Origin of the sequence: Klebsiella sp. RCJ4 (assembly GCF_009025755.1) — a bacterium.
Classification (GTDB): Bacteria; Pseudomonadota; Gammaproteobacteria; order Enterobacterales; family Enterobacteriaceae; genus Klebsiella; species Klebsiella michiganensis.
The window spans coordinates 128,144-154,162 of the sequence record NZ_WCIN01000041.1; the positions used below are offsets into that span (position 1 = coordinate 128,144).

The following is a 26,019-nucleotide window of genomic DNA, read 5'->3' on the forward strand; positions in this document are numbered from 1 at the left end:
TATCCCTTATAAAACCTTAAGGATTAACCACGGTACGAAACGCCAGCTTGCCATCCTTCACTTCGTTGATGACCGCGCTGCGGATAGCGTCGCCGTTTTGTAACGTCAGCGTGCCGGTTACGCCCTGGAAGTCCTTAGTGGCGCGAATTTTTTCGTTAACGCAAACCCGGTCGTGCGGGTCGCTGCACTGGTTCATGGCGTTGATAATGACGTTATAGGCGTCCGCCGCCATCGCGCCCCAGGTGTGGGTCGGCTGCTGGTATTTGGCTTCCCAGGCTTTGATAAACACCTCGCCCGCCGGCGTTTGCTCTTTGGCGTTCGGCGAGTAGTAGTCGGTGGTCATATAGCCGTTGACCGCGTCTTTGCCGACGTCAAAAAAGACCTGATCCGCCGCCAGCCCGTCGCCGCCGACCACCGGCTTGCTCAGCCCCAGCTGCTTCGCCTGTACGGCGATCAGCGCCCCTTCGGTGTAGTAGATCGGCATATAGATCATGTCGACGTTCTTCGCCTTCACGCTGGCCAGCTGGGCCTTAAAGTCTTTGCTGCCGCCGGGAGCCTGAACTTCGATAGGAATGGCGCCGCCGTTTTTCAGGAACTGCGTGCGAAAGGCCTTCGCCAGGCCGACGGAGTAGTCGTTGCTGCTGTCGAAGACGATGGCGGCGGTTTTGGCTTTCAGATCGCGCGAGGCGAGGTTAGCGCCGACCACGCCCTGGAAGCTGTCGGAGAAGCAGACCCGGCTGACGTAAGGGTGGTTGCGGGTAACGCGGTCGTTGGTCGCGGTTGAGGAGACCAGCGGCGTTTTGCTGTCGTCGGCGATTTTGGTCATCGCCAGGGTATTGGAGGAGGTGACTTCGCCGATCACCGCGTCGACTTTATCGCTGGAAACCAGGCGCTGCATGGCGTTAGCGGCTTCGACCTTATCGCTCTTATCGTCGATCACGATAAGCTTCACGGTGTCGCCGTTTTTTAACGTCGGCGTAATGCTCTGGATAATATCCAGCCCTTTTTGCGAAGGCTGACCGTAGCCGCTCAGCGCGCCGCTCAGCGGCAAGACCACGCCGATTTTAATTTCAGCCGCCTGCGCGCTGCTGGCACCGACCCACGCGGCAACCAGCGTGGCCATTAAAGACGCTTTCCCGGAAAACTTGTTCATTGTTACCTCGCCGTCGGTGGATTATTTATACCCTTCATACTTCACGTTGCTTGTGCGTTGGCTTTCCTCGCTCACCCCAGTCACTTACTTCAGTAAGCTCCTGGGGATTCACTGCGTCGCCGCGTGATTCGCCCCTACGGGACTCACCCTTTCAGGGCCAGCGCAAGCGCTGTTCAAAACGGTTAACCGTTTTGTCCTGCAACTCGAATTATTTTGGGTATATCTTTAACTATCAATGACTGCATAACATTGAGACATAATTCGCCAGCGTATCCGGCGAATTATTGGCTGTTATGTTGAATAGATAACGAGATATATTTGGTATGCAGATTTACCTTACAACGTCCGTTTCGTTTTTACTCATGCAATATTCTTATTACCTCCAGAAGAGGGCATAAGGCTGGTGAAAATACTGTTATTGGTACGGTGAGCGCATTTTGCCAGGTGGCGGCTGACGCCTTACCCGGCCTGGAAAACCCGCAATTTCAGCGCGCACCCGAATATAATATTCAGGTGCGCCCGATAATATTAAAAATCTATTCTGCTGCCCGCGTGACTTATTATTTTAACTGGCTCAACGGTTTTATTTTTCCATGCAGCGCCGGATTATCGCTTTCGTCTTTCAGGCGCACTCCGGTAAGCCGCCGCAAAAAGGCCTGCTCCAGTAGCCAGGCCAGCTTAAAAGCGGCGGCATCAAAGCTCAGTCCTTCCGGACGGATATTAGAAATACAGTTGCGCTCCGACTCCAGCCGCTGACGATGCGGCTGCCAGGTTAAATACACCCCGAGGCTATCCGGCGAGGAGAGCCCGGGCCTTTCGCCAATCAATATCGCCACCGCTCTGGCCTTCAGCGTTTCGCCTATATCATCGCCCAGCGCGACCCGCGACTGGTGCGCCAGCACCACCGGGGCCAGGCTCAGGCCGAGGGTTTTCAGATAGGGCAGCAGGGCGCGAATCAGCGGCACCGCCTGGCGCTGCACGGCGTACGACGACAGCCCGTCGCCAATCACCAGCAGCAGGTCGGCGGGGCGCGCGCCGCTGGCGGCGAGGTCGGCGCGGCTCTCTTCGTTCAGCTGTCGCCCCAGATCCGGGCGATTCAGATAGACATGGCGATCGCTGGCGGCGCTGCGGACGGTCAGCGTCGACAGCCCCAGCTCCGCCAGCGGCTGGACTAACTGGTCGCTGGCGAAAGGCTGGTGAATGGCATCGCGCGCCCGGGCGTGGGCGAGGCCGAAATTCAGCACTTCGCGGGTCGGCAGGCTGGCGCCGCTGCGCCCCAGCGCAATCCGCGCATCGGTAAACTCACGCAGCGGGTTCCAGGCGTCGGGAGGATTCATACCGGTTCTCCTTGTGGCAGGACGGAAAGCAGCGGATGGCGGGCATCGGTCAGACGCAGCGCGCCGTGACGGTCAATAATTTGCATCTTCGTCAGCCAGTCGGCGAACTCAGGCGCATGCTGTAAACCCAGCAGTCGGCGGGCGTAAAGGGCATCGTGGAACGAGGTGCTTTGGTAGTTGAGCATAATATCGTCAGCCCCCGGAACGCCGATCAAAAAGGTCAGCCCGGCCGCGCAGAGCAGCGTCAGCAGGGTATCCATATCGTCCTGATCCGCTTCGGCGTGATTGGTGTAGCAAACGTCGCAGCCGATGGGCAGCCCCATCAGCTTGCCGCAGAAGTGATCTTCCAGCCCGGCGCGGATAATCTGCTTACCATCGTACAGATACTCCGGGCCAATAAAGCCCACCACCGTATTGACCAGCAGCGGTTCAAAATGGCGGGCGACGGCATAGGCCCGGGCTTCGCAGGTCTGCTGATCAACGCCGTGGTGGGCGTTGGCGGAAAGACAGCTGCCCTGGCCGGTTTCAAAATACATCACGTTGTTGCCCAGCGTGCCGCGGTTCAGGCTAAGCGCCGCTTCCCGCGCTTCCTGCAGCAGCGCCAGATTAATGCCGAAACCGCTGTTGGCGGCTTCGGTACCGGCCACCGACTGGAACACCAGATCCACCGGTGCGCCGCGCTCAATCAGCTGCAGGGTGTTGGTGACGTGGGTCAAAATGCACGACTGGGTGGGGATGGCGAAGCGCTGAATAATATCGTCAAGCATATGGTTCAGCTGCGCCAGCACCGGCAGGCTGTCGCTGGCCGGATTGATGCCGATCACCGCGTCCCCGGCGCCGTACAGCAGGCCGTCGAGCATGCTGGCGGCGATGCCTTTCATATCATCGGTCGGGTGATTGGGCTGCAGGCGCACGCTCAGGCGCCCCGGCAGGCCGATGGTATTGCGAAAACGGGTGACGACCCGGCATTTGCTGGCGGCGAGGATCAGATCCTGATTGCGCATCAGCTTGCTGACCGCGGCGGCCATCTCCGGGGTTATCGCGCGGGCGACCTGGCGCAGCGCCGCTTCATCGGTGGCGTCGTCGAGCAGCCAGTCGCGAAAATCGCCGACCGTAAGGTGGCGAATCGCCGCGAAGCCCCGGGCGTCGTGGGTATCGAGGATCAGCCGGGTCACCTCATCCTGCTCGTAGGGAATCAGCGGATTATCGAGAATCTCCGTGAGCGGAACCTCCGCCAGCGCCATTTTTGCCGCCATCCGCTCTTCGGCGGAGCCGGCGATAACGCCCGCCAGCGCGTCGCCGGAACGCGCAGGGGAGGCCTTCGCCATCAAGGTTTTCAGACTATCAAAGCGCCATACCTGGCCCGATAGCGTGGTTTTATACATGTGTCGCCTCCTCAGGAGACCGTACGCAGCTGCGGATCCACCGCCGCGCGCTGGCGGGCCGCTGCGGTCTTGCGAAACCACAGGTAGCCGCCGAGCATCATGGCGGCGAAAATCAGCGCCAGCAGGGTGTTGTACCAGACCATCGCCACCAGGCAGAGTACCGCCATGGCCAGCGCGAAGGCCGGCGCCCACGGATAGAGCGGCGCGCGGAACGGTCGAATCAGCTTCGGCTCGCTGCGGCGCAGTTTAAACAGCGCCGCCATCGAGGTGATATACATAACAATAGCGCCAAATACCGACATCGTGACGATACAGGCGGTCAGCGGCATCCCGCTAATGGTGATCAGCGAATCGGAGAAAATGGCGGCGATGCCCACCACGCCCCCGGCGAGGATCGCCAGATGCGGCGTGCGGGTGCGGCGGTTCAGCGTCGCCAGGCTGGCGGGGAGATAGCCCGCGCGCGCCAGCGAGTAAATCTGCCGCGAGTAGCCCATGATAATCCCGTGGAACGAGGCCACCAGGCCGAAGAGTCCCAGCCACACCAGCATATGCAGCCAGCCGCTGCTGTTGCCGACCACCATTTTCATCGCCTGCGGCAGCGGGTCGTTAATATTGGCCAGGGTTCGCCAGTCGCCCACGCCGCCGGCAAAAATCATCACGCCAATCGCCAGCACGGTCAGGGTCAGGATGCCGCCGCCCAGCGCCCGGGGAATGGTGCGCTGCGGATCCTTCGCCTCTTCGGCGGCCATCGATGCGCCTTCAATCGCCAGAAAGAACCAGATAGCGAACGGGATGGCGGCAAACATCCCCGGCAGCGCCAGGCCGCTGAAGCTCTCCGCGCCCGCCCAGCCGTTAGCGGTAAAGTGGCTCCAGGAGAAGCCCGGCGCGACAACGCCCATAAACACCAGCAGTTCGAAAATCGCTAATAACGTCACCACCAGCTCAAAGGTCGCGGCGATACCCACGCCGAGAATATTCAGCGTCATAAAGATGATGTAGGCGCCGCAGGCCACCCATTTGGGGTCGAGCGCCGGAAACTGCACGTTAAGATAGGCGCCGATGGCCATGGCGATGGCGGGCGGGGCGAAGACGAATTCAATCAGGGTCGCGAAGCCGGCGATAAACCCGCCGGTCGGGCCAAAGGCGCGGTAGGCGTAGGCAAAAGGCCCGCCCGCATGCGGAATGGCGGTGGTCAACTCGGTAAAGCTAAAAATAAAGGCGCAGTACATCGCGGCGATGGCCAGCGCGACGATCATAAAGCCCAGCGTCCCGGCCTGGGACCAGCCGTAGCTCCAGCCAAAATACTCTCCGGAAATAACCAGCCCAACGGCGATCCCCCATAAGCGGAAACTGCCGAGCGTTCTTTTTAGCGTTGTGGTTTGCTCTGTCATGTTCGTTGCCTCGCCAGATAAAGATATCGGGAGGGTTGCAAAGAGAATGCCAGGGCATACCACCGATAAACGCGGCGGTTTACGCCAACGAGGATCAAAAAAGGGGCAGACTGCGCCCGGCGAGAGAGTCGCCGTGGTGCAGCTGCCCGCAAATGTGGCGTTACTGGTGCACGATGGCGCCAGCGTCTTTTTGAATTACCGGACCTGCTTTCACCTGCAGGTTAAGTCCTTTACTCTCCAGCTCGGCGTTGCGAATGCGCAGACCGCGGTCGGCTTCAATATTGACGTTGCTAAAATGGAAACCGCTGAGCGGCGCTTCCGGGGTACCGATAATATAGGCCGCCGCTTTGCTGTCGCCTGTGGAGGTTAAATTCTCAACGGTGATATTACTGAAGTGCGGAGTCTTGTATTTATCGAACGGCTGTTTCGGGTCGCTGTCCGGCGGATAGATCTGTTCGCCGAGGGTAAAGCCGCCTGCCTGCAACAGCTTATCGACCTCGGCCTGCACAATCGGCGCGGCTTTGTAATAGGCGGAGAACACCAGCGGCACCTCAACGTTATGCATTCTGGTATTGCGGTAGACGATATTTTTTACCTCACCGCCTTTGCCGCGCGGGCTTTTAATCCGAATACCGTACATCGAACCTTCGAAGGTATTGTTTTCCACCAGCACGTTATTCACGCCGCCTGCGCTCTCGCTGCCGATGGAGATCCCGCGCCCCTGCTTCAGGGTGTTGTTGGCGATATAGATGTTATCCACCACGCCCTCCGGGAAGCGCGGGTCGGCTTTTTCCGCCTTGATGGCAATATGGTCGTCGTTACAGTCGATATAGTTGTTGGTAATACGGATATTCTGGCTATCGATAGGATCGATGGCGTCGGTATTCGGCGCATGCCACGGCGAAAGAATACGCGTGCCGTTGATATCGACATCGTGCGCGTAGCGGGTGACCACGTGGAAGCTGGGTGAATGGGTGAGGGTCACGCCGTCGATAAGCACGTTGCTGGCGCGGGTGATATAAATCAGCCGCGGTCGGTCGGTACCGCCTTTCTTGCCGGTGGCGCGGATATTTTCCCGCCAGCGCTCCCACCACACCGCGCCCTGGCCGTCGATAGTGCCTTCACCGACGATGGCCACGTTTTGCGCGTCGGCGATGCTGATAAACGGCAGCCAGCCGTTTTCCGCTTCGGCGTATCGCGTTTTATCATCGCCGCGATAGGCGGCCACTTCGGTTGAGGCCACCAGGGTGGCGTCTTTCTCCAGCTTAAGCTGAATATTATTCTTCAGAAACAGCGGGTTGGTCAGGAAATTACCTTTTGGCACCAGCACCGTTCCCCCTCCGGCGGCGGCGCAGTCATCAATCGCTTTTTGAATGGCATCGGTGTTGAGCGCGATTTGCAGCCGATGGCCTTCTGCGCCGTAGTGGGTGATATCACAGATTTTATCGGGAAACTTCACGGAACTCGCGGCCTGAGCGGCGTACAGCGGTAGAAGACCGACGGCGGCAGCGGCGGCCCACAGAGGTAAAGCGCGGGGTATCATGACATTATCCTTTTTTGGTTTATTGTTTTGTAAAACTAGCACCAATGTTTTGATTTTATGAGTGCGGCGATCACGGTTTGTCCTTTGTCGTTATTCTGCCCATAACTGGCGCTGATGATTTGGGCGAATGCATAGATGACAGGCCCGGCCGCTTTGCAATTTGGCGACAGGCGGGGTATAAGGAATCTCTTATCTGGATGTTTAGATGTCTATACGCCCATGAGGTCAAATGCAAACAACACAACAACAAGGTGGGCAGCTTAAGCGCACCATGAAGACCCGCCACCTGATTATGCTGTCGCTGGGTGGCGTTATTGGCACAGGGCTATTTTTTAATACCGGCTATATCATCTCCACCACCGGAGCGGCGGGTACGCTGCTGGCCTATCTGATTGGCGCGCTGGTGGTCTGGCTGGTGATGCAGTGTCTGGGCGAACTCTCGGTGGCGATGCCGGAAACCGGGGCGTTTCACGTCTACGCCGCCCGCTATCTCGGCCCGGCGACCGGGTACACCGTCGCCTGGCTCTACTGGCTTACCTGGACCGTCGCGCTTGGCTCAAGCTTCACCGCCGCCGGATTCTGCATGCAGTACTGGTTCCCGCAGGTGCCGGTATGGGTCTGGTGCGTGGTGTTCTGCGCGGTGATTTTCGCGCTCAACGTTATCTCCACCCGCTTCTTTGCCGAAGGTGAATTCTGGTTCTCGCTGGTGAAGGTGGTCACTATTATTGCCTTTATTATTCTCGGCGGGGCGGCGATCTTCGGCATCATTCCGATGCAGGATGGCTCCCCGGCGCCGGGGCTGCGCAATATCACCGCCGAAGGCTGGTTCCCGCACGGCGGTCTGCCGATCCTGATGACCATGGTGGCGGTTAACTTCGCTTTCTCCGGCACCGAGCTTATCGGCATCGCGGCGGGGGAAACGGAGAATCCGCACAAAGTCATTCCGGTGGCCATTCGCACCACCATCGCCCGGCTGATTATCTTTTTTATCGGCACCGTCTTCGTGCTGGCGGCGCTGATTCCGATGCAGCAGGCGGGAGTCGAAAAAAGCCCGTTTGTGCTGGTGTTCGAAAAGGTGGGGATCCCCTACGCGGCGGATATCTTTAACTTTGTGATCCTGACGGCGATTCTGTCGGCGGCCAACTCTGGCCTCTACGCCTCCGGGCGGATGCTGTGGTCGCTCTCCAATGAAAAAACGCTGCCGGCCTGTTTTACTAAATTAACCAAAAACGGCGTGCCGCTGACGGCGATTTCAGTCAGCATGCTCGGCGGCGTGCTGGCGCTCTTCTCCAGCGTCGTGGCCCCGGATACGGTGTTTGTCGCGCTGTCGGCGATTTCCGGCTTCGCGGTGGTGGCGGTATGGCTGAGCATCTGCGCCTCGCACTTTATGTTCCGCCGCCGCCATCTGCAGCAGGGGAAGGCGCTAAGCGAACTGCACTACCGCGCGCCGTGGTATCCGCTGGTGCCGGCGCTGGGATTTGTGCTTTGCCTGGTGGCCTGCGTGGGTCTGGCGTTTGACCCGAGTCAGAGGATTGCGCTGTGGTGCGGGATCCCGTTCGTGGCACTGTGTTATGGTGCGTATTATCTGACTCGTTCACGGAAACTCACCCAGGAGCCTCAACATGTCGCAGAATAATCCGTTAACCGCCCTCCTTGACGCAAAGCCCTTTATCCTGCTGGACGGCGCGATGGCGACGGAGCTGGAAGCGCGCGGCTGCAATCTTGCCGACAGCCTGTGGTCGGCGAAAGTGCTGGTCGACAACCCGGAGCTTATCCGCGAAGTTCACCTCGACTATTTCCGCGCCGGCGCGCAGGTGGCGATCACCGCCAGCTATCAGGCGACGCCGGCGGGCTTTGCCGCCCGCGGCCTCGATGAAGCGCAGTCGAAAGCGCTGATCGGCAAAAGCGTTGAGCTGGCCCGCAAGGCGCGGGAGGCGTATCTGGCGGAAAACCCGCAGGCGGGCGCGCTGCTGGTTGCCGGTTCGGTCGGGCCGTACGGCGCCTTCCTGGCGGACGGTTCGGAGTATCGCGGCGATTATGTCCGCAGCCGTGAGGAATTTCAGGCGTTTCATCGTCCGCGCGTGGAAGCGCTGCTCGACGCCGGGGCCGATCTGCTGGCCTGCGAAACGATGCCGAATTTCGCCGAGATGAAGGCGCTGTCGGAGCTGCTGACCGCCTATCCGCGCGCGCGGGCGTGGTTCTCGTTTACCCTGCGCGATGCGCAGCATCTCAGCGACGGCACGCCGCTGCGGGAAGTGGTTGCCGTGCTGGCAAACTATCCGCAGGTGGTGGCGCTGGGCATTAACTGTATCGCGCTGGAAAACACCACCGCCGCGCTGGCGCATCTGCATAGCCTGACGGCGCTGCCGCTGGTGGTTTATCCTAATTCCGGGGAGCACTATGACCCGGTATCCAAGACATGGCATCACCACGGCGAAGCCTGTGCAACGCTGGCGGAATATTTACCCCAGTGGCTGGCGGCGGGGGCGAAGCTGATTGGCGGCTGCTGCCGCACGACGCCGAAGGATATTGCCGAACTGAACGCCCGGCGTTGAGTTTGCGCCGGGTGGCGGCTGATGCCTTACCCGGCCGACAACGTGCACGAATCGTAGGCCGGGTAAGCGTAAGCGCTACCCGGCATCAATCATCCGGCATCCGCTAACACAAACATCCCGTACGGGTGGATTTCGAGATAGTAATGCTCGCCGACATCCGGCTGCAGCCGCGTCGCGTTCACCTGCAGCAAAATTTCCTGCCCGTGCCACTCTACCGTCACCTCGTACTGCGGTCCCATATAGGCCACGTGGCGAATCGTGCAGCGCTGGCTCTCCTCGCCGCGATCGCTCAGGGTGATCGCCTCCGGGCGCACGCCGACGCTGCCCTCGCCGTGGGCGGCAAAATGCGGCGGCCTCGGCAGCCGATAGCCATAAATATCGACGAAACCCTCGCTGAAGGCGGCCGGGAACAGGTTGGCATCGCCCATAAAGCTCGCCATAAAGCGCGACGCGGGCTGGCGGTAAAGATCCTGCGGCGAGCCGATCTGCATGATATGCCCCTTATTCATCACCAGCACGGTATCGGAAACCGCAAAGGCTTCACTCTGATCGTGGGTCACGTACAGCGAGGTGATATCAAACTGCTTTTGCAGTTCGCGGATCTTATCGCGCATGCTGCGCCGCAGGTTGGCGTCGAGGTTGCTTAAGGGCTCATCAAACAGCAGCACCTTTGGCTTGAGGATCAGGGCGCGCGCCAGCGCCACGCGCTGCTGCTGGCCGCCGGAGATCTGATCGACATAGCGGTCTTCGAAGCCTTCCAGATCCACCATCGCCAGCGCCTCCTTCACCCGCGCTTTCACATCGCCGCGCGACGCGCCGAGCATCTTCAGACCGTAGCCGACGTTGTCCCCCAGCGACATATGCGGAAACAGGGCGTAAGACTGAAACACCATACAGATGTCGCGCTGCTGAATGGATCGATGGGTCACGTCTTCGCCATCGATGAAAATCTGTCCTTCGCTCGGTTTTTCCAGCCCGGCGACCAGGCGCAGGATGGTGGTCTTACCGCAGCCGGAAGGGCCGAGCAGGGTCACCATTTGCCCCTGCGGGATGGTGAGATTGATATTGTCGATAACCGTGTTGCTGCCGAATCGCTTGGTGACGTTGCGCAGTTCAACAAAATTTTTCTGACTCATAGTGCGCTCCATTACGCCTGGTTTTTGGCTTTTGACCGGGAGATACGCGCTTCCCCGATCAGCCAGTCAAAGATAAAAATAATCGCCAGCATCACTACGATCAGAATCGATCCGTAGGCGATCGCCACGCCGTATTCGCCGTCTTCCACCCGGTTGAGGATATAGGCGGTAGCGACGCGGGTGTCCGGCGTCACGAGGAACACAATGGCGCTGACGGTGGTAATGGCGCGCACAAAGCTGTAGATCAGCGCCGAGAGGATCGCCGGGCGCAGCAGCGGCAGCAGGATATGCGTAATGGTGTGCAGGGAACCCGCGCGCAGGCTGAGCGACGCTTCGTCCAGCGATTTGTCGATCTGGCCTAAACCGGCAATGCCCGCCCGGATGCCCACCGGCACGTTACGCATCACCATCGAGATAATCACAATCGCCGCCGTTCCGGTGAGGTACACCGGCGCGCTGTTAAAGGCTAGAATATAGGAGACGCCTGCCACGGTGCCCGGCACCGCGAAGCACAGCATGGTGGTGAACTCGATGGTCTTTTTGCCTTTAAACTGCTGACGCACCACGATCCAGGCGATCAGCAGGCCGAAGGCGGCGGTGATCGGCGCGGCGATCCCGGCGTAGAGCAGGGTATCGAGCAGCGAAGGCCAGGCGCCGTCGCTCATCCCCTGGCCGAACAGCTTGATAAAGTTATCCAGCGTCAGGGTGTAGTCCACGCCCCAGTTAACGGTAAAGCTGCCGTAGAAAATGCTGCCGTAGAGCAGGGCGTTGAAGGCGATCCATACCGCCAGAATGGCGATCACGCTCCATACCAGGGTCACCGGCAGCGGCTGCACGTCGCCGCGATAGGACTTACCGGAAACCGTGACGTACGAGCGCTTGCCGATCCACATATACTGAATGCAGAACACCAGCAGCGAGAACAGCAGCAGGAACGCGCCCAGGGTACTGGCGGCCTGATAATCGAGCTGCGAACCGGTGATATAGAAGTAGATTTGCGTCGCCAGCACGTCGAAGTTGCCGCCGAGCACCAGCGGGTTGCTGAAGTCGGCCAGCGACTGGACGATGACAATTAAAAACGCGTTCGCCAGCGCCGGTTTCAGCAGCGGGACGAAGACGCCGTTAAAGGTTTGCCAGCGGCTGGCGCGCAGGGTGTACGACGCCTCCTCCAGCGACGGATGAATGGTTTTAATCGCGCCGTCGAGGATCATAAACGCCATCGGAGTGAACGCCAGCACCTGCGCCAGCCAGATGCCGGTAAACCCGTACAGCCAGTTGGTGTTGGTTAAGCCGAACCAGTCGACCATCAGCTCGGTGACGTAGCCGGAACGGCCCATCATCAGGGTGACGCCGAGGCCGACGACAAACGGCGGGGTGACGATCGGCAGAATCGAGAAAATGCGGCCAATAATCGCGCTGCGCTGGGCGATGCGGGTGGTGTAAATCGCCAGCACCAGGCCAAAGAAGGTGCAGCCGATGCCTACCGCAATCGACAGGGCGATGGAGTTGAGGATCACCTGGACGATATGCGCCTGCGACAGCACGGCCATAAACGCCAGCGGGGCAAACTCGCCGGCGTCGTTGGTGAACATCGGGATGAAAATGGCGATGCTCGGCCAGACGATAAAGACGCCGATTAACGTCACGATGGTGACCAGCGAACCAATCACAAAGCGGTCGCCGCCCAGCCATTCCAGGCGGGTGAGCGCCAGGGTCATGATGGCGCCCAGCGCGACAAACAGCACGAGGGTGGCGTAGCCTAACCCGCGGCCTTCCACGGTGGCGCTGACGACGATAAACGCCATACAGAGGAGCGCCCAGCCGGCGTCGAGGTAGTGGCGGCTGCGCTGCTCCCGGCTGGCTTCCTGCCATGGACGAATCAGCAGCAGGCTCGGCAGGAGATACCACAGCCAGCTGATATTGAACTGTGACCAGCCGTAGGCCGCGAGAATTTCATCGCGCGTGGACTCCAGCAGACCGTAATCCAGGCTCCAGCTCGGCAGCAGGGCGAACGCCAGCCAGCCGAATAAAACCCAAAGGAATATCGCATCCCGCTTTTTCACGGGATGGAGTGCAAGTGTGTGTGACATAAGTTTTCCGGTGTCGTAGGCCGGGTAGGGCGTGGATGCCGCCACCCGGCAAATGAACGCAGTGCGGGCTTATTTACCCATCTTCACTTCGCTAACCCATTTATTGATGAGCGCTTTACGCACGTCCGTTGAGCCGTATTTATCCATGTCGTAGTTGATAAGCTTCAGGTCGTCGAGCTTCAGCGAGTTCGGCGAAGTTTCGGCGGTAGTGTTGGTCAGGATCTGATAAGACTTGCCTTTCTTCCACGCCAGCTCCTGGGCCTCTTTCGACAGCACCCAGTCGACAAACAGTTTGGCGTTGTCGAGGTTGCGCGCGCCCTTCAGGATACTGACGCCGCCAATTTCGTAGCCGGTGCCTTCGCACGGCGAGATCAGCTCCAGCGGCGCGCCCTGTTCTTTTTCCAGCGAATAGTCGTGCAGGAAGCCGATGCCGATGGCCGTTTCACCGCGGGCGGCGTTGCGCGCCGGGGCGATACCGGACTTAGTGTACTGGGAGACGTTAGCGTTGAGCTGTTTAAGATAATCGAAAGCCTGATCGTCTCCCCACAGCTGGGCGAAGGTCGCCAGCGCGGTGTAGGCGGTGCCGGAGCTCTGCGGGTCGGCAATCTGGATTTCGCCTTTGTATTCCGGTTTGGTCAGATCCTTCCAGCATTTTGGCACCGGCAGGTTTTTCTCTTTCAGGCGCTGGGTGTTCACGCCGAAGCCGAGAATGCCGACGTACACCGCCGAGGAGTAGTTGCCTTTCAGCTTCGCCGGATCGCGGAACTGCTCCATCACCTGCGTAAGATTCGGCGATTTATAGGGCTGCAGCAGGCCCATTTCGCCGGCCTGGGACTGCGGGTCGAGGGTGCCGCCGTACCAGACATCCGCCTGCGGGTTTTTCTTCTCGGCATCGACCTTCGCCAGCGTGCTGCCGGAGCCGTTGCGAATAAACGAGGTTTTTACGTCATATTTTTCGCCGAAGGCTTTAGTTTCCGCCTCACACATTTCGTTGGTGGCGCTGCAATAGACCACCAGGCGACCTTTGGCATGCGCCGCGCCGCTTAACGTCGCCAGCGCAATGCCGGAAGCAATCAGGGTAGTGACCAGCGTTTTTTTCATTATTTTATCCTTTGAGCAGCAGAGGTAGTAATGCTCGCCATCAGCAGCGGCATCAGCAATAAACCCATCAGAACTGCGGCGACCGAGAGTAAACTGAACATCCCCGACCAGCCGTAGCGTTCAATGACCAGCGACAGAGGCCAGCCCGCCAGCGCTGCCCCCAGATAGGCGAACAGGCCGAGAAATCCGCTGATGGAACCCGCCGCCGCTTTGTGTCCACACTCCACCGCCGCGAGGCCAATCAGCATTTGCGGGCCAAAAACGAAGAAGCCCACCGTAAAGAAACAAACCGCCAGCAGCGCGTAGTGGTGTACCGGCGCCAGCCAGAGCGCGGCGACGGAGACCATCAGCCCCAGCGTGAACAGTAAAATCATCGGCGCCCGCTGGCCGCTGAACAGCAGATCCGAACCCCATCCGGCGAACAGCGCGCCGAGCAGGCCGCCCGCTTCAAACAGCATCACCGTGGCGTTGGCGCTGAGCAGATTGACGCCGTGGCTCTCCGTCAGCCAGATGTTGCCCCAGTCGTTGAGCGCGATGCGGATCAGGTAGACCAGCACATAAGAGACGCCCAGCAGCCAGATCATCGGGTTCTTCAGCATCGTGGTGCGCAGCATCTGCCACAGCCCCATCGGCGGGCTTTGCCGCTCCTGGCGCAGCTCCAGCGGGTCGTTACGCCAGGCGCCCACCGACGGCAATCCCTCTTCGCGGGGCGTTCCTTTCAGGTGCAGCGTTAACCAGATGCCTGATGCCATGCTAATCGTCCCCGGCGCCAGCATCGCCGCCTGCCAGCCCCACCAGTGGGCGGCAAAGGCGCTAATCAGCGGGATAATCGCCCCGCCGATATTGATCGACATATTCCAGCAGCCCCACCAGAAGCCGCGTTCGTTGCGCGAGTACCAGTGGGTCAGCAGGCGGGCGCAGGGAGGCCAGCCCCAGCCCTGAAAAAATCCGTTCAGCGTCCAGACCGCCAGCAGCAGCGTCAGCGACTCGCCGAAGGCGAACACCACGTTCAGCAGACCGGTGGCGAACAGGCCCGCGCCCATAAACCAGCGCTGCCCGTGGCTGTCGTGCCACAGTCCGGCGGTAAACTTCGACAGACCGTAGGTCAGGTAAAACAGCGATCCCAGCAGGCCGATATCGCCTTTATCCAGGCCCAGATCCGTTTGCAGCGCCGGCAATACGTAGTTGACGCTTTTGCGCGTCAGGTAAAACGCCGCATATCCGATGACCATGTACATCAGCAGCTGCGGACGCAGCGTCCTGTAACGTTGATTAATGTCGGTTGCTGAGCGCATAGCCGTCTCCGTTTTGCTGACTATATGAAAGTGAAATCGAAAGGGGATGAGAGAAAGTCCGGAGTGACTAAGACTTTTTCCTGGTTAGCCGGCTGTTTGTTGCAAATTTGTGGGCAAGTTAACAATTACGCGTGTGCCGCGCTGCGACTCCAGCGTCAGCTCTCCGCCCAGGGCGCTGACCCGCTCACGCATGCCCTGAATGCCGAAGCCGGCCATTTTGTCGGGGCTGATGCCGATACCGTTGTCCTTCACCTCCAGGCGCAGCAGCGTCCCCTGCTGATACAGGGCAATGGCGACCTCGCTGGCGTCGGCGTGCTTACAGACGTTGTTAAGCAGCTCCTGCAGCAGCCGATAGAGGGTAAAACGTACCGTTTCGCTCTCCGGCGTGGCGGTGAGCCGGTAGTCAAAGCGGCAGCGGATACCGCGCTCGGCAAAGGCAAACTCATTGAGCAAATGGTGCAGCGCCTCTTTAAACGACAGCTCATCGAGGGCCGGAGGGCGCAGCTGGCGCAGCAGCTGGCGGGTGGAGTGGTGAATACGCCGGGCGAGATCGTTAATCTGGCTGGCGGCGGCCTGGGTTTGCGCCGGATCGCGCGCCCGCTTCACCAGCTGCGACTGGATCTGAATGGCGGTAATATTCTGGCCGATTTCGTCGTGCAGCTCGCGCGCCAGGCTTTTGCGCGTATCCTCTTCGGTATGGATCAGCTTTTCGGCCAGCGCCCGCCGGGCCGCCAGCTCCGCCTCCAGCCGCTGGCGGTAGTGGTGCAGGTTTTGCGCCAGGTGCTGCTGGCGGCTGATGGCAATGCCCAGCCCGATGCCGAGCAGCGCCTGGGTCGCCAGAAAAATCTCCAGCTCCACCAGATTGCTGAATCCAACGCCAACCTGGCGGGCGATGGTGATCATCATGCTGCCCAGCAGGCCGGAAAGGACGCCGCCCTGCCAGCCGAACTTCCACGCCATCACCACGTTGGGCAGAAACACCACAATTAACAGCAGGCGCTCGATTTCCGGCGACAGTACCATCTGGGTGCCGATGCCGATGATAAAGAACAGGCTGCACCAGATGATCAGCGAGGTGCGCAGCGGCGGATTATTGGTATCCAGGCCCAGCAGATGGTAGCGGTGCTGCTGGCGCAGGAATTCAAAAATCAGATAGACAAACGGCGTCAGCAGCACCCCGCCGGTAAACGAGGCCAGGCCGAGCATCATCGCCGGGCTTTTCACAAACGGCGAGAGCAGCGCGGTGTTGAGCAGCGCGCTGGCGGTGACCGTGGCCAGCAGCAGCGTCAGCCGCTGCCAGTAAAGGGGAAAGCGGTGCCAGAACTGTTGGGCGAGGCCGGCGGGAAGCAGGCCGATCAACGGCGCGGCCAGCAGAATATAGCCGTTCAGCAGCTGTTCGCCGTGCAGCCAGAGCAGCATCAGCACCGGAGGCAGTACCAGCGCGGGCCAGTAGCGGCGCGAAAGCAGGATCAGCAGCGCCAGATAGACGCCGTGCGGCAGGAACAGCGCCGCCTGCTGGCCGTTATGGGTCAGGTAAAACCCGAGTGTCCACAGCATCAGCCAGCCGCTTCCCCAGGCCAGCACGATGAACAGCGAGATGACGCTGTGGCGAAGGCTGCGCGACATTAATGACCCGCCAGCAGCTGGTGGTCGAGGGCGAAATGGACCAGATCAATGGTGCTGTGACACTGTAGTTTGCCCAGCACGTTGGCGCGATGGACGTGAACCGTTTTGTGGCTGAGTTCGAGCTTAAAGGCGATCGCCTTGACGCTGTCGCCTTTAACCAGCAAATCAAAGACTTCGCGTTCACGCGGGGTGAGCACTTCCAGCACCTGCGCCGGTTGTTCTCCGCCGCGCAGCGCCCGCAGCGCATCGGCGCACAGGTAGTGTCCGCCCATACCGACGGAACGCACCGCCTGGACCAACTCTTCCGGGCCGCAGCGTTTGGTCAGATAGCCGCTGGCGCCGGCATCAAGCGCGCTCTGCACGAAGGTGGGGGTGTCGTAAATACTGAGAATAATGGCGCGGAACTGCGGCTTTTGCGCGCGCAGGCGCTTTAGCAGGCTCAGGCCGTTCTCATCCGGCATGGCGATATCCATGACCGCCACGTCGACGTCGTCGCGCAGCAGCGCCGGCCAGGCTTCCGCCGCGCGGCTGAACTGGCCAACCACCTCGAGATCTTCTTCGAGGCTGAGTAACTGCGCAAAGCCTGAACGCACCACCACATGGTCATCGACCAGCACCACTCGAATCATGTTTCTTCTCTCTCAGCGCATCATGGTTCTATGATGCCTGCCGCCGCTGCGCTGGCAATCAATCAGGCGCAGTTATGCAACGAATGTAACAAAATCGCAATACACTTCATCCTTCAAGCTGCCTCTTTGTTGGCTTCGTTTGCCCGCCCCGGTCACTGACTTATGTCAGCTCCCGGGGACGAACAACCTTGCCGCCTCGATGCAGCATGAATGATTTTGTGTATAAGCATTGCCGCTTTTTTTCTAAAAACGCTTTGTTCTTAGCAAGATGTTTTAATTCCTTTATCAAATTCAGGCGCAACGAAATACTGCCCCCATAACAAGACAGGGGAGCAGACAACATGGTTTTTTCATCGCGTATCACACTCATTGCCGCGCTGGCGCTGGCGGCGTTCCAGGCCCAGGCGGTCAACGTTACCGTGGCGTATCAGACCTCCGCCGAGCCGGCGAAAGTCGCCCAGGCGGACAACACCTTCGCCAAAGCGAGCGGGGCGACCGTCGACTGGCGCAAGTTTGACAGCGGCGCGAGCATCGTGCGGGCGCTGGCTTCCGGCGACGTGCAGATCGGCAACCTCGGCTCCAGCCCGCTGGCGGTCGCCGCCACCCAGCAGGTGCCGATTGAAGTCTTTCTGCTGGCCTCAAAGCTCGGTAACTCCGAAGCGCTGGTAGTGAAGAAGAGCATCACCAAACCGCAGGACCTGATCGGCAAACGCATCGCCGTGCCATTTATCTCCACCACCCACTACAGCCTGCTGTCGGCGCTGAAGCACTGGGGGATTAAACCGGGGCAGGTGCAGATCCTCAACCTGCAGCCGCCGGCGATTATTGCCGCCTGGCAGCGTGGCGACATTGACGGCGCCTACGTCTGGGCGCCGGCGGTTAACGCGCTGGAAAAAGACGGCACGGTTCTCACCGACTCGTCGCAGGTGGGCGAGTGGGGCGCGCCGACGCTGGACGTGTGGGTGGTACGCAAAGACTTTGCCGAAAAGCATCCTGACATCGTCAAAGCCTTCGCCAAAAGCGCCATTGACGCGCAGCAGCCCTATATCGCCAACCCGGATGAGTGGCTGAAGCAGCCGGAGAACATCAGCAAGCTGGCGCGCTTAAGCGGCGTACCGGAAGCCGACGTCCCGGGGCTGGTGAAAGGCAATACCTACCTGACCGCCGCCCAGCAGGCGCAGGAGCTGAACGGGCCGGTGAATAAAGCCATCATCGACACCGCTAAATTCCTTAAAGAGCAGGGCAAAGTGCCCGCCGCCGGTAGCGACTACAGCCAGTACGTCACCGACCGTTTTGTGAAGTAAAGGAGGTCATGATGCTGCAAATCTCGCATCTTTCCGCCGATTACGGCGGTAAACCGGCGCTGGCGGATATCAACCTGACGCTGGACAGCGGCGAACTGCTGGTGGTCCTGGGGCCCTCCGGCTGCGGTAAAACCACGCTGCTGAACCTGATTGCCGGATTCGTGCCTTATCAGCACGGCAGCATCACCCTCGAAGGCCAGCGGGTTGAAGGGCCGGGCGCCGATCGCGGCGTGGTGTTTCAGCACGAAGGGCTGCTGCCGTGGCGCAACGTGCAGGATAACGTTGCGCTCGGGCTGCAGCTGGCCGGGGTCGACAAAACGCAGCGCCGGGCAACCGCCGCGCAGATGCTAAAAAAAGTGGGCCTCGAAGGGGCGGAAAAGCGCTTTATCTGGCAGCTCTCCGGCGGCCAGCGTCAGCGGGTAGGCATTGCCCGCGCGCTGGCGGCCAACCCGCAGCTGCTGCTGCTTGATGAACCGTTTGGCGCGCTGGATGCCTTTACCCGCGAGCAGATGCAAACCCTGTTGCTCAGCCTGTGGCACGAGACCGGTAAGAAGGTGCTGCTGATTACCCACGATATCGAAGAGGCGGTGTTTATGGCCACCGAACTGGTACTGCTCTCGCCGGGGCCGGGCCGCGTGCTTGAACGGCTGCCGCTCGATTTTGGCCGCCGCTTCGTCGCCGGTGAATCCTGCCGCAGCATTAAATCGGACCCGCGGTTTATCGAACAGCGCGAATACGTCCTCAGCCGGGTATTTGAACAACGGGAGGCTTTCTCATGAGCGTGGTCATCAATGACAAACCGCGTCAGCGGGGGCTGAAGTGGCGCTGGCCGCTCTCGCGTCAGCTCAGCCTGAGCGTGGCGACCCTGGCGGTACTGCTGGCTATCTGGTGGGCCGTTGCCGCCCTGCAGCTTATTAGTCCGCTGTTTCTGCCGCCGCCGGGACAGGTATTGCAGAAACTTATCGCTATTGCCGGTCCGCAGGGTTTTATGGACGCCACCCTCTGGCAGCACCTGGCGGCGAGCCTGACGCGTATCGTTATCGCGCTGCTGGCGGCGGTACTGCTCGGCGTGCCGGTGGGGATCGCCATGGGGCTGAGCCCCACGGTACGCGGGATCCTCGACCCGCTGATCGAGCTTTATCGCCCGGTGCCGCCGCTGGCCTATTTACCGCTGATGGTGATCTGGTTCGGCATCGGCGAGACCTCGAAGATCCTGCTGATCTACCTGGCGATATTCGCACCGGTGGCGATGTCGGCGCTGGCGGGGGTTAAGAGCGCCCAGCAGGTGCGCATTCGCGCCGCGCAATCTTTAGGGGCCAGCCGGGCGCAGGTGCTGTGGCTGGTGATCCTGCCCGGCGCGCTGCCGGAGATCCTCACCGGCCTGCGCATTGGGCTCGGCGTGGGCTGGTCGACGCTGGTGGCCGCGGAGCTGATTGCCGCCACCCGCGGGTTAGGTTTTATGGTGCAGTCCGCCGGTGAGTTCCTCGCCACCGACGTGGTGCTGGCCGGGATCGCGGTGATTGCCATCATCGCCTTTTTACTGGAACTGGGGCTGCGCGCGCTGCAGCGTCGCCTGACGCCCTGGCATGGAGAAGTACAATGAGCGAACGTTTAAGCATTACCCCGCTGGGGCCGTATATTGGCGCGCAGGTATCCGGGGTCGACATCACCCGCCCGCTGAGCGACAACCAGTTTGAGCAGCTGTATCACGCGGTGCTGCGTCACCAGGTGGTGTTCCTGCGCGAGCAAAACATCACTCCCGAGCAGCAGCGGGATCTCGCCCTGCGCTTTGGCGACCTGCATGTTCATCCGGTCTATCCGCACGCGCCCGGCGTGGATGAGATTATCGTGCTCGATACCCACGACGATAACCCGCCGGATAACGACAACTGGCACACCGATGTCACCTTTATTGAGACGCCGCCCGCCGGGGCGATCCTCGCGGCAAAAGAGCTGCCGTCAACCGGCGGCGATACCCTGTGGACCAGCGGCATTGCGGCCTATGAGGCGCTCTCCGCGCCTTTGCGCCAGCTGTTAAGCGGCCTGCGCGCGGAGCATGATTTTCGCAAATCGTTTCAGGAGTACAAATACCGCAAAAGCGAAGAGGAGCATCAGCGCTGGCTGGAGGCGGTCGCGAAAAATCCGCCGCTGCTGCATCCGGTGGTGCGCACCCATCCGGTGACCGGGAAGCAGGCGCTGTTTGTCAATGAGGGCTTTACCACCCGCATCGTCGACGTCACGGAGAAAGAGAGCGAGGCGCTGCTCGGCTTCCTGTTTGCTCACGTTACTAAACCGGACTTCCAGGTGCGCTGGCGCTGGCAGCCGAACGACGTGGCGATTTGGGATAACCGCGTCACCCAGCACTACGCCAACGCCGATTACCTGCCGCAGCGGCGCATTATGCACCGGGCGACGATTCTCGGGGATAAACCCTATTATCGGGCGGGGTAATGCTTGTAGCCCGGCCGCGCGCCGTGGAGAAAAGCGGAAGCGGTATTGCGCGCTGCTTCCCGGAGGCGGCGCTTAACGCGCCTTGTACGGGCTACCGGTCCGCAGAAAGCGGTAAACCCGTAGCCCGGCTAAGGCGCAATGCGCCGCAAGCCGGGAAACAACCTACGATACGCGCCGCCTCCGGGAAAAGGCTTTTATGCCGATTTTTGCGCGTCCAGATGTACCCCAATATAGCGCTGATAGCGGTTCGCCTTCAGGTAGGTCAAGTCCACCAGCACCAGACCATCCACGCAGTTGTTGAAATCCGGGTCGCTGCCGAAATCGATAAACTGCACGCCGCCCGGCTCGCAAACTTCCGAGTACTGCTTATATAGCGGCGGGATCGCGCAGCCGAGGTTGCCGAGCAGGGACTTCAGCCGTGCCAGATCGTCGTTGTAATCTTCTCCGCCAAACTGCGCCAGCACATCGGGCAGCGAGGCCGGATAAGGGCGGCGCGACTCCGCCAGCGGATGCGTCGCCGGGAACCACAGTCGATAGAACGCGACCAGCAGATCGCGCGCCGACGGCGGCAGCCCGCCGGAAATCGACACCGGGCCGAACAGATAGCGATAGTGCGGATAGCGCGCCAGATACGCGCCGATGCCGGACCACAGGTAGTCCAGTCCGCGGCGGCCCCAGTAGCGCGGCTGGATAAAGCTGCGCCCCAGCTCAATTCCATGCTGCAGAATATCGTCCATGCGCGCGTCGTAATGGAACAGGCTGTAGCTGTAGACGCCGTTCAGGCCGCGCTTTTCCAGCTGCATCGCGGTCGGCATAAAGCGGTAAGCGCCGACGATTTCCAGGTCTTCTTCATCCCACAGAATCAGATGCAGATAGTCGTCGTCGTAACCGTCAACGTCGCGACGTTTGCCGCTGCCTTCGCCCACCGCGCGGAAGGCGATTTCCCGCAGGCGGCCCAGTTCGCGCAGCACCGGCGCATCTTCCTGGCCGCGGCGCTGCCAGAGATAAATCACTTTGCCATCCGCCGTGCGCCCCAGCGTTTCCGCCCGGCCCAGTTCGCGCTTGAGCAGGGCGCGGTCTTCGGGTCGGGCGATAGCGCTTTCGCTTTTAAATACGCCGGGCTGCCCTTTTGCCAGCAGCTCCAGGTGGCGATAGCAGCGTTCGGTCAGCTCGCGAACAGAGCGCTGAGGATCGAACCAGCTTGACCAGGCAATCTGTTGGCCGAAATTAACCGGCAGGCTGCCGTTGCGGCGGCGAAACATTTGCTGCATCAGCAGCAGCAGCGGCAGGCTATCGGAAATCAGCGTGCTGGCGTAAAACAGCGCGCTGTTGCGCGCGCGGATCCACGCCGGCAGCAGCGGGGCGCGGTATTTCGCCGCCAGCTTAATAAATCCGGAGTGCCATTTTTTATCGCGAATACCGCGCCGGGTGAGGCGTGAAACTTCACCCGCCGGGAAGAAAATCAGCACGCCGCCGTTTTGCAGCTGCTGGTCCATCTGCTGCAGCGCCGCTTTGGCGGTTCGGCCGTTGATATTATCGACCGGAATAAACAGCGAGCTCAGCGGTTCAAGGTGGGTCAGCATGCGGTTGGTGACCACTTTGACGTCGCGGCGCACGCGGGACACCGCGTAGAGCAGGGCCAGGCCGTCAAGCGTACCGGTGGGGTGGTTGGCGATAATGACCAGCGGGCCATGTTCGGGGATTTGTTCGAGATCGTGCGCCGGGATAGCGCAGCGGATATTAAGATGTTCGAGCACCTGTTCGACCGTATCCAGTCCTTTCAGGTGATGATGACGCGCGGCAAACTGCTGAAACTCTTCCTCATGCAGGAGCTTTTTCAGCACCTTTTTCTGCCAGAGCGCTGGCTTTGCCTGAGGCCACAGGTCATCGATGACATTGTCGAGACTAAACATAGCGGCACCTCCTCCGTCCTGCCCAGACAGTAGAAGGCGCAGATGTCGCTCAGATTACAGTAGAGTGAAGATTTGGGATTGGCGGGAGCGGGTAGCCCGGACAGGCGCGCAGCGCCGCCTCCGGGAAGGCCACAGGTGAAAAGTTGCGAACGCTTTTCCAGATTGATCTCCGGTTTCTTGCCTTTCGGTCTCTCCCTCTTTTAACCTGGGGAACAGGCAAATATCTTCGGCAGGGAGCATCCGATGGTCGATTATCGTCGTTATTACCTCAAGGGTGGGAGCTGGTTTTTTACCGTCAATTTACGCGACAGAGAGAGTCGATTTCTGGTTCAGCGTATTGATGCGTTACGACAGGCGGTGGCAATAGTCCACAAACAGAAACCTTTTCATATTGATGCCTGGGTGGTGCTCCCCGAACACCTTCATTGCGTCTGGACCTTACCTGACAACGACAGCGATTTTCCATCGCGCTGGAGAGCAATTAAAAAGCATTTTTCAGGTTTAACAGGTGCGCATGACGTGTGGCAACCGAGATATTGGGAACACGCCATTCGTAACCAGAAGGATTACCGAAGCCATGTTGATTATATTTATATCAATCCGGTTAAGCACGGGTGGGTAAGGCAGGTACGGGATTGGCCCTATTCAACCTTTCATCGCGATGTAAGCCGTAGTTTGTATCCTGTTGATTGGGGTGGGGAGGTGAAGGAATTATTGTGCGGCGAGCGTTGTTAAAATGATTTCCCGGAGGCGGCGCGCTGCGCCTGTCCGGGCTACCAACCCACAGATAGCTGTGAGCCTGTAGCCCGGTCGTATAGCCGCGACCGGGGAACGGTAATAGCCGAATTAACGCAGGATTTTCTTTTCGGCGAGATCGAGGGCGAAGTAGCTGAAGATCAGATCCGCGCCGGCGCGCTTGATTGCGCTGAGGCTTTCCAGCACCACTTTCTCTTCATCGATAGCGCCGGCCTGGGCGGCGAACTTAATCATCGCGTATTCACCGCTCACCTGGTACGCGCCGAGCGGCAGGTTGGTGCGCTCGCGCAGATCGCGCAGGATATCGAGATAGGGACCGGCCGGTTTGACCATCAGGCAGTCGGCGCCCTGGGCTTCGTCCAGCAGCGATTCGCGAATCGCTTCGCGGCGGTTCATCGGGCTCATCTGATAGGTTTTACGATCGCCTTTCAGCGCGGTACCCGCGGCTTCGCGGAACGGACCATAGAACGATGAAGCGAACTTGGTGGAGTAGGACATAATCGCCGTATCGGTAAATCCGGCGGCGTCCAGCGCCTGGCGAATGGCCTGCACCTGGCCGTCCATCGCGGCGGACGGGGCGATAAAATCCGCGCCTGCGGCAGCGGCGACCACCGCCTGCTTACCGAGGTTGGTAAGGGTTAAATCGTTATCGACACCGTGATCGCACAGCACGCCGCAGTGGCCGTGGGAGGTGTATTCGCAGAAACAGGTGTCGGACATCACGATCATCTCCGGCACCGCCTCTTTACAGATGCGGGACATGCGCGCTACCAGGCCGTTTTCGTTCCAGGTATCGCTGCCAACGGCATCGGTATGATGGGAAATGCCGAAGGTCATCACCGAACGGATACCGGCGTTGGCAATGCGCTCGATTTCGCGCGCCAGGTGTCTTTCCGGAATACGCATCACGCCGGGCATCGCTTCGATGGCTTTGTAATCGTCGATTTCTTCTTCAACAAAGATCGGCAACACCAGGTCGTTCAAACTCAGTGTTGTCTCTTCAAACATGGCACGTAGCGAAGCGGACTTGCGCAGTCGGCGCGGGCGAGTGATTAAATCTGTCATGGTTTGCCTGATTTTGTGAAATGAAAAAAGCGAGTTTACCTCAATTGGCGGCGGGATGTTTCGCCAAAACGATCCTTATCTATCGTCGGCAAAACATCCCAACAGGTTACTGGCTGGCGGTCTCAATCCCGGGGCGGTCGCCGCTTAATTCGCTGACCAGCTCGTTGACGCCATCGCTCATGTTGTTGAAACGCGTCAATGAAGAGCGGGTGACCACCACGAAGGCGCCGACGTTAGCCTGCGGGTTCATCGCCATGTAGGTGATAAAACCGCCGCCGCCGCCGGTCTTCTGAATAATGCCCGGCTGACCGTTTTTCGGCTTCATGTAGACCCAGCCGAGACCCAGCGCATCGGCTTTGCCCGGCACGTCCATCCCGATCACCCTCGTCAGCTGGCTGCGTTGATAAATGAGCGTCTGCATCCGGTCCGCCTGCTGCCCGCGGGTGAAGAAATCGGAAGAGAGGAACTGCTGCATCCAGCGCATCATATCGCCAGGCGTGGAGTAAACGCCGCCGCTGCCGATGGCCGCCAGCGTATTGTTGCACGGGCTGGCCCCTTTCTCCGGGATCATCAGGCGCCGGCACTGATCGGGCGAAGGCGTAAAGGTGGTGTCTTTCATCCCCAGCGGACGGGTAATCTGCTCTTCAAACAGCTGCGGCCAGGGCTTGCCCGCGGCGGTAGAGAGCGCATCGGCCAGTAAATCGAACGCCAGATTGGAATAGGCGGCCTGGGAACCCGGCGCGGCTTTTAACGTTGCCGTGGAGAGCCAGTTCCAGCGCTGCTGGCGCGTCGGCCAGACGAACACCGGACGATGCGCCGCGCCGCCGGGCTGCTCGCGCGGCAGGGCGCTGGTATGGGTCGCCAGATTCACCAGCGTAATGGGCGCTCCCTGATATGTCGGCACGCGCGCGCCCGGCGGAGCGTATTTGCTCAGCGGATCGTTGAGCTTCACCACGCCCTGGTCGAGAAGTTTGACCAGCATTTCGCTGGTCATCAGCTTGCTCAGGGAGGCGATGCGAATCACCGAATCGAGCTGCGGGTGCTCATTATTGCCCGGGCGCGTCTCGCCGAAGCTGCGGAATACGCGCTGGTTACCATCGATAACCACCAGCGCCATGCCGATCGCGCCGCTGCCGTAGTAGATATGGTTAGCGTAACGGTCGACAACATCCGCAGCGAATTCCGGGTCGACGCTCGGCTGCGCGGCCTGGGCCGATGTCAACGACGCCGCGCACAGCGCAGCAAAAATGAGCAGACTACGTTTCAACGGGGGCATCCATCATGGTGAA

21 protein-coding genes and 1 pseudogene are annotated in these 26,019 nt (G+C 60.1%); 8 read left to right on the plus strand and 14 right to left on the minus strand.

The features are described from left to right. Window positions 1–16: 16 nt before the first annotated feature. On the minus strand, window positions 17–1,123 hold the full coding sequence (locus F8562_RS19520) for an ABC transporter substrate-binding protein (RefSeq protein WP_014837543.1): 1,107 nt from the start codon (window positions 1,121–1,123) through the stop codon (window positions 17–19). Between the two features lie 249 nt (window positions 1,124–1,372). Here F8562_RS19520 and F8562_RS29520 point away from each other — a divergent pair. Continuing rightward, a pseudogene (locus F8562_RS29520) lies at window positions 1,373–1,453 on the plus strand (hypothetical protein); the annotation flags it as partial. A gap of 260 nt (window positions 1,454–1,713) precedes the next feature. Here F8562_RS29520 and eutC read toward each other — a convergent pair. The 4 genes from eutC to F8562_RS19545 all read right to left on the minus strand — a co-directional run bounded on the left by eutC (window position 1,714) and on the right by F8562_RS19545 (window position 6,809). Continuing rightward, the gene (gene eutC, locus F8562_RS19530) at window positions 1,714–2,490 is read right to left on the minus strand and encodes an ethanolamine ammonia-lyase subunit EutC (protein WP_004099335.1); all 777 of its coding nucleotides are present in this window, start codon (window positions 2,488–2,490) and stop codon (window positions 1,714–1,716) included. Continuing rightward, window positions 2,487–3,875: an ethanolamine ammonia-lyase subunit EutB gene (locus F8562_RS19535; protein WP_004133738.1), complete on the minus strand. Its 1,389-nt coding sequence runs from the start codon at window positions 3,873–3,875 to the stop codon at window positions 2,487–2,489. The genes eutC and F8562_RS19535 overlap by 4 nt, the downstream gene beginning before the upstream one ends. 11 nt (window positions 3,876–3,886) lie before the next feature. After that, the gene (gene eat / locus F8562_RS19540) at window positions 3,887–5,266 is read right to left on the minus strand and encodes an ethanolamine permease (protein ID WP_004129501.1); all 1,380 of its coding nucleotides are present in this window, start codon (window positions 5,264–5,266) and stop codon (window positions 3,887–3,889) included. A 160-nt stretch (window positions 5,267–5,426) separates the two neighbouring features. Next, window positions 5,427–6,809 carry a glycoside hydrolase family 28 protein gene (locus F8562_RS19545; protein ID WP_014837544.1) on the minus strand — a complete coding sequence of 461 codons (1,383 nt, stop codon included), beginning with the start codon at window positions 6,807–6,809 and terminating at the stop codon, window positions 5,427–5,429. A 229-nt stretch (window positions 6,810–7,038) separates the two neighbouring features. Between F8562_RS19545 and mmuP the strand changes: the two genes are divergently transcribed. Both mmuP and mmuM read left to right on the plus strand, forming a co-directional pair. After that, a complete protein-coding gene (gene mmuP / locus F8562_RS19550; RefSeq protein ID WP_032748168.1) occupies window positions 7,039–8,445 on the plus strand; it encodes an S-methylmethionine permease in 1,407 nt (468 codons plus the stop codon). Further along, window positions 8,432–9,364, plus strand: coding sequence for a homocysteine S-methyltransferase (gene mmuM, locus F8562_RS19555; protein ID WP_014837547.1), 933 nt, complete (start codon window positions 8,432–8,434; stop codon window positions 9,362–9,364). Before mmuP ends, mmuM begins: the two co-directional genes overlap by 14 nt. Window positions 9,365–9,453: 89 nt before the next feature. Here the strand turns inward: mmuM and fbpC are convergent, their stop codons facing one another. The 6 genes from fbpC to F8562_RS19585 all read right to left on the minus strand — a co-directional run bounded on the left by fbpC (window position 9,454) and on the right by F8562_RS19585 (window position 17,241). Beyond that, window positions 9,454–10,500: a ferric ABC transporter ATP-binding protein gene (gene fbpC, locus F8562_RS19560; protein WP_014228120.1), complete on the minus strand. Its 1,047-nt coding sequence runs from the start codon at window positions 10,498–10,500 to the stop codon at window positions 9,454–9,456. Between the two features lie 11 nt (window positions 10,501–10,511). Next, complete coding sequence (locus F8562_RS19565) at window positions 10,512–12,590, minus strand: ABC transporter permease (RefSeq protein ID WP_042934003.1); 2,079 nt, start codon at window positions 12,588–12,590, stop codon at window positions 10,512–10,514. Window positions 12,591–12,659: 69 nt separating this feature from the next. After that, entirely contained in the window at window positions 12,660–13,691 is a 1,032-nt protein-coding gene (locus F8562_RS19570; protein ID WP_004133724.1) for an ABC transporter substrate-binding protein, read from the minus strand. Beyond that, window positions 13,691–15,010, minus strand: a complete 1,320-nt coding sequence (uhpC, locus tag F8562_RS19575; RefSeq protein ID WP_224225971.1) for an MFS transporter family glucose-6-phosphate receptor UhpC — start codon at window positions 15,008–15,010, stop codon at window positions 13,691–13,693. The genes F8562_RS19570 and uhpC overlap by 1 nt, the downstream gene beginning before the upstream one ends. Before the next feature lie 60 nt (window positions 15,011–15,070). After that, the gene (locus F8562_RS19580; RefSeq protein WP_014837550.1) at window positions 15,071–16,612 is read right to left on the minus strand and encodes an MASE1 domain-containing protein; all 1,542 of its coding nucleotides are present in this window, start codon (window positions 16,610–16,612) and stop codon (window positions 15,071–15,073) included. Next, complete coding sequence (locus F8562_RS19585) at window positions 16,612–17,241, minus strand: response regulator transcription factor (RefSeq protein WP_042934004.1); 630 nt, start codon at window positions 17,239–17,241, stop codon at window positions 16,612–16,614. The genes F8562_RS19580 and F8562_RS19585 overlap by 1 nt, the downstream gene beginning before the upstream one ends. A 341-nt stretch (window positions 17,242–17,582) precedes the next feature. Between F8562_RS19585 and tauA the strand changes: the two genes are divergently transcribed. The 4 genes from tauA to tauD are packed head-to-tail and all read left to right on the plus strand — an operon-like array spanning window position 17,583 to window position 20,996. Continuing rightward, a complete protein-coding gene (gene tauA / locus F8562_RS19590) occupies window positions 17,583–18,545 on the plus strand; it encodes a taurine ABC transporter substrate-binding protein (protein ID WP_004848133.1) in 963 nt (320 codons plus the stop codon). Between the two features lie 11 nt (window positions 18,546–18,556). Beyond that, window positions 18,557–19,324, plus strand: coding sequence for a taurine ABC transporter ATP-binding subunit (gene tauB, locus F8562_RS19595; RefSeq protein ID WP_004848135.1), 768 nt, complete (start codon window positions 18,557–18,559; stop codon window positions 19,322–19,324). Beyond that, on the plus strand, window positions 19,321–20,148 hold the full coding sequence (gene tauC, locus F8562_RS19600; protein ID WP_004848136.1) for a taurine ABC transporter permease TauC: 828 nt from the start codon (window positions 19,321–19,323) through the stop codon (window positions 20,146–20,148). Before tauB ends, tauC begins: the two co-directional genes overlap by 4 nt. Continuing rightward, complete coding sequence (gene tauD, locus F8562_RS19605; RefSeq protein WP_014228126.1) at window positions 20,145–20,996, plus strand: taurine dioxygenase; 852 nt, start codon at window positions 20,145–20,147, stop codon at window positions 20,994–20,996. The genes tauC and tauD overlap by 4 nt, the downstream gene beginning before the upstream one ends. A 194-nt stretch (window positions 20,997–21,190) precedes the next feature. Here the strand turns inward: tauD and F8562_RS19610 are convergent, their stop codons facing one another. Then, window positions 21,191–22,909 carry a lysophospholipid acyltransferase family protein gene (locus F8562_RS19610; protein ID WP_014228127.1) on the minus strand — a complete coding sequence of 573 codons (1,719 nt, stop codon included), beginning with the start codon at window positions 22,907–22,909 and terminating at the stop codon, window positions 21,191–21,193. Window positions 22,910–23,152: 243 nt separating this feature from the next. On the opposite strand from F8562_RS19610, the gene F8562_RS19615 reads away from it, so the two are divergent. Next, a complete protein-coding gene (locus tag F8562_RS19615) occupies window positions 23,153–23,644 on the plus strand; it encodes an REP-associated tyrosine transposase (RefSeq protein WP_014837553.1) in 492 nt (163 codons plus the stop codon). Window positions 23,645–23,755: 111 nt separating this feature from the next. Here the strand turns inward: F8562_RS19615 and hemB are convergent, their stop codons facing one another. Both hemB and ampH read right to left on the minus strand, forming a co-directional pair. Further along, complete coding sequence (gene hemB, locus F8562_RS19620; protein WP_014837554.1) at window positions 23,756–24,730, minus strand: porphobilinogen synthase; 975 nt, start codon at window positions 24,728–24,730, stop codon at window positions 23,756–23,758. A 106-nt stretch (window positions 24,731–24,836) separates the two neighbouring features. Further along, the gene (ampH, locus tag F8562_RS19625) at window positions 24,837–25,997 is read right to left on the minus strand and encodes a D-alanyl-D-alanine-carboxypeptidase/endopeptidase AmpH (protein ID WP_014837555.1); all 1,161 of its coding nucleotides are present in this window, start codon (window positions 25,995–25,997) and stop codon (window positions 24,837–24,839) included. Between the last annotated feature and the right edge of the window lie 22 nt (window positions 25,998–26,019).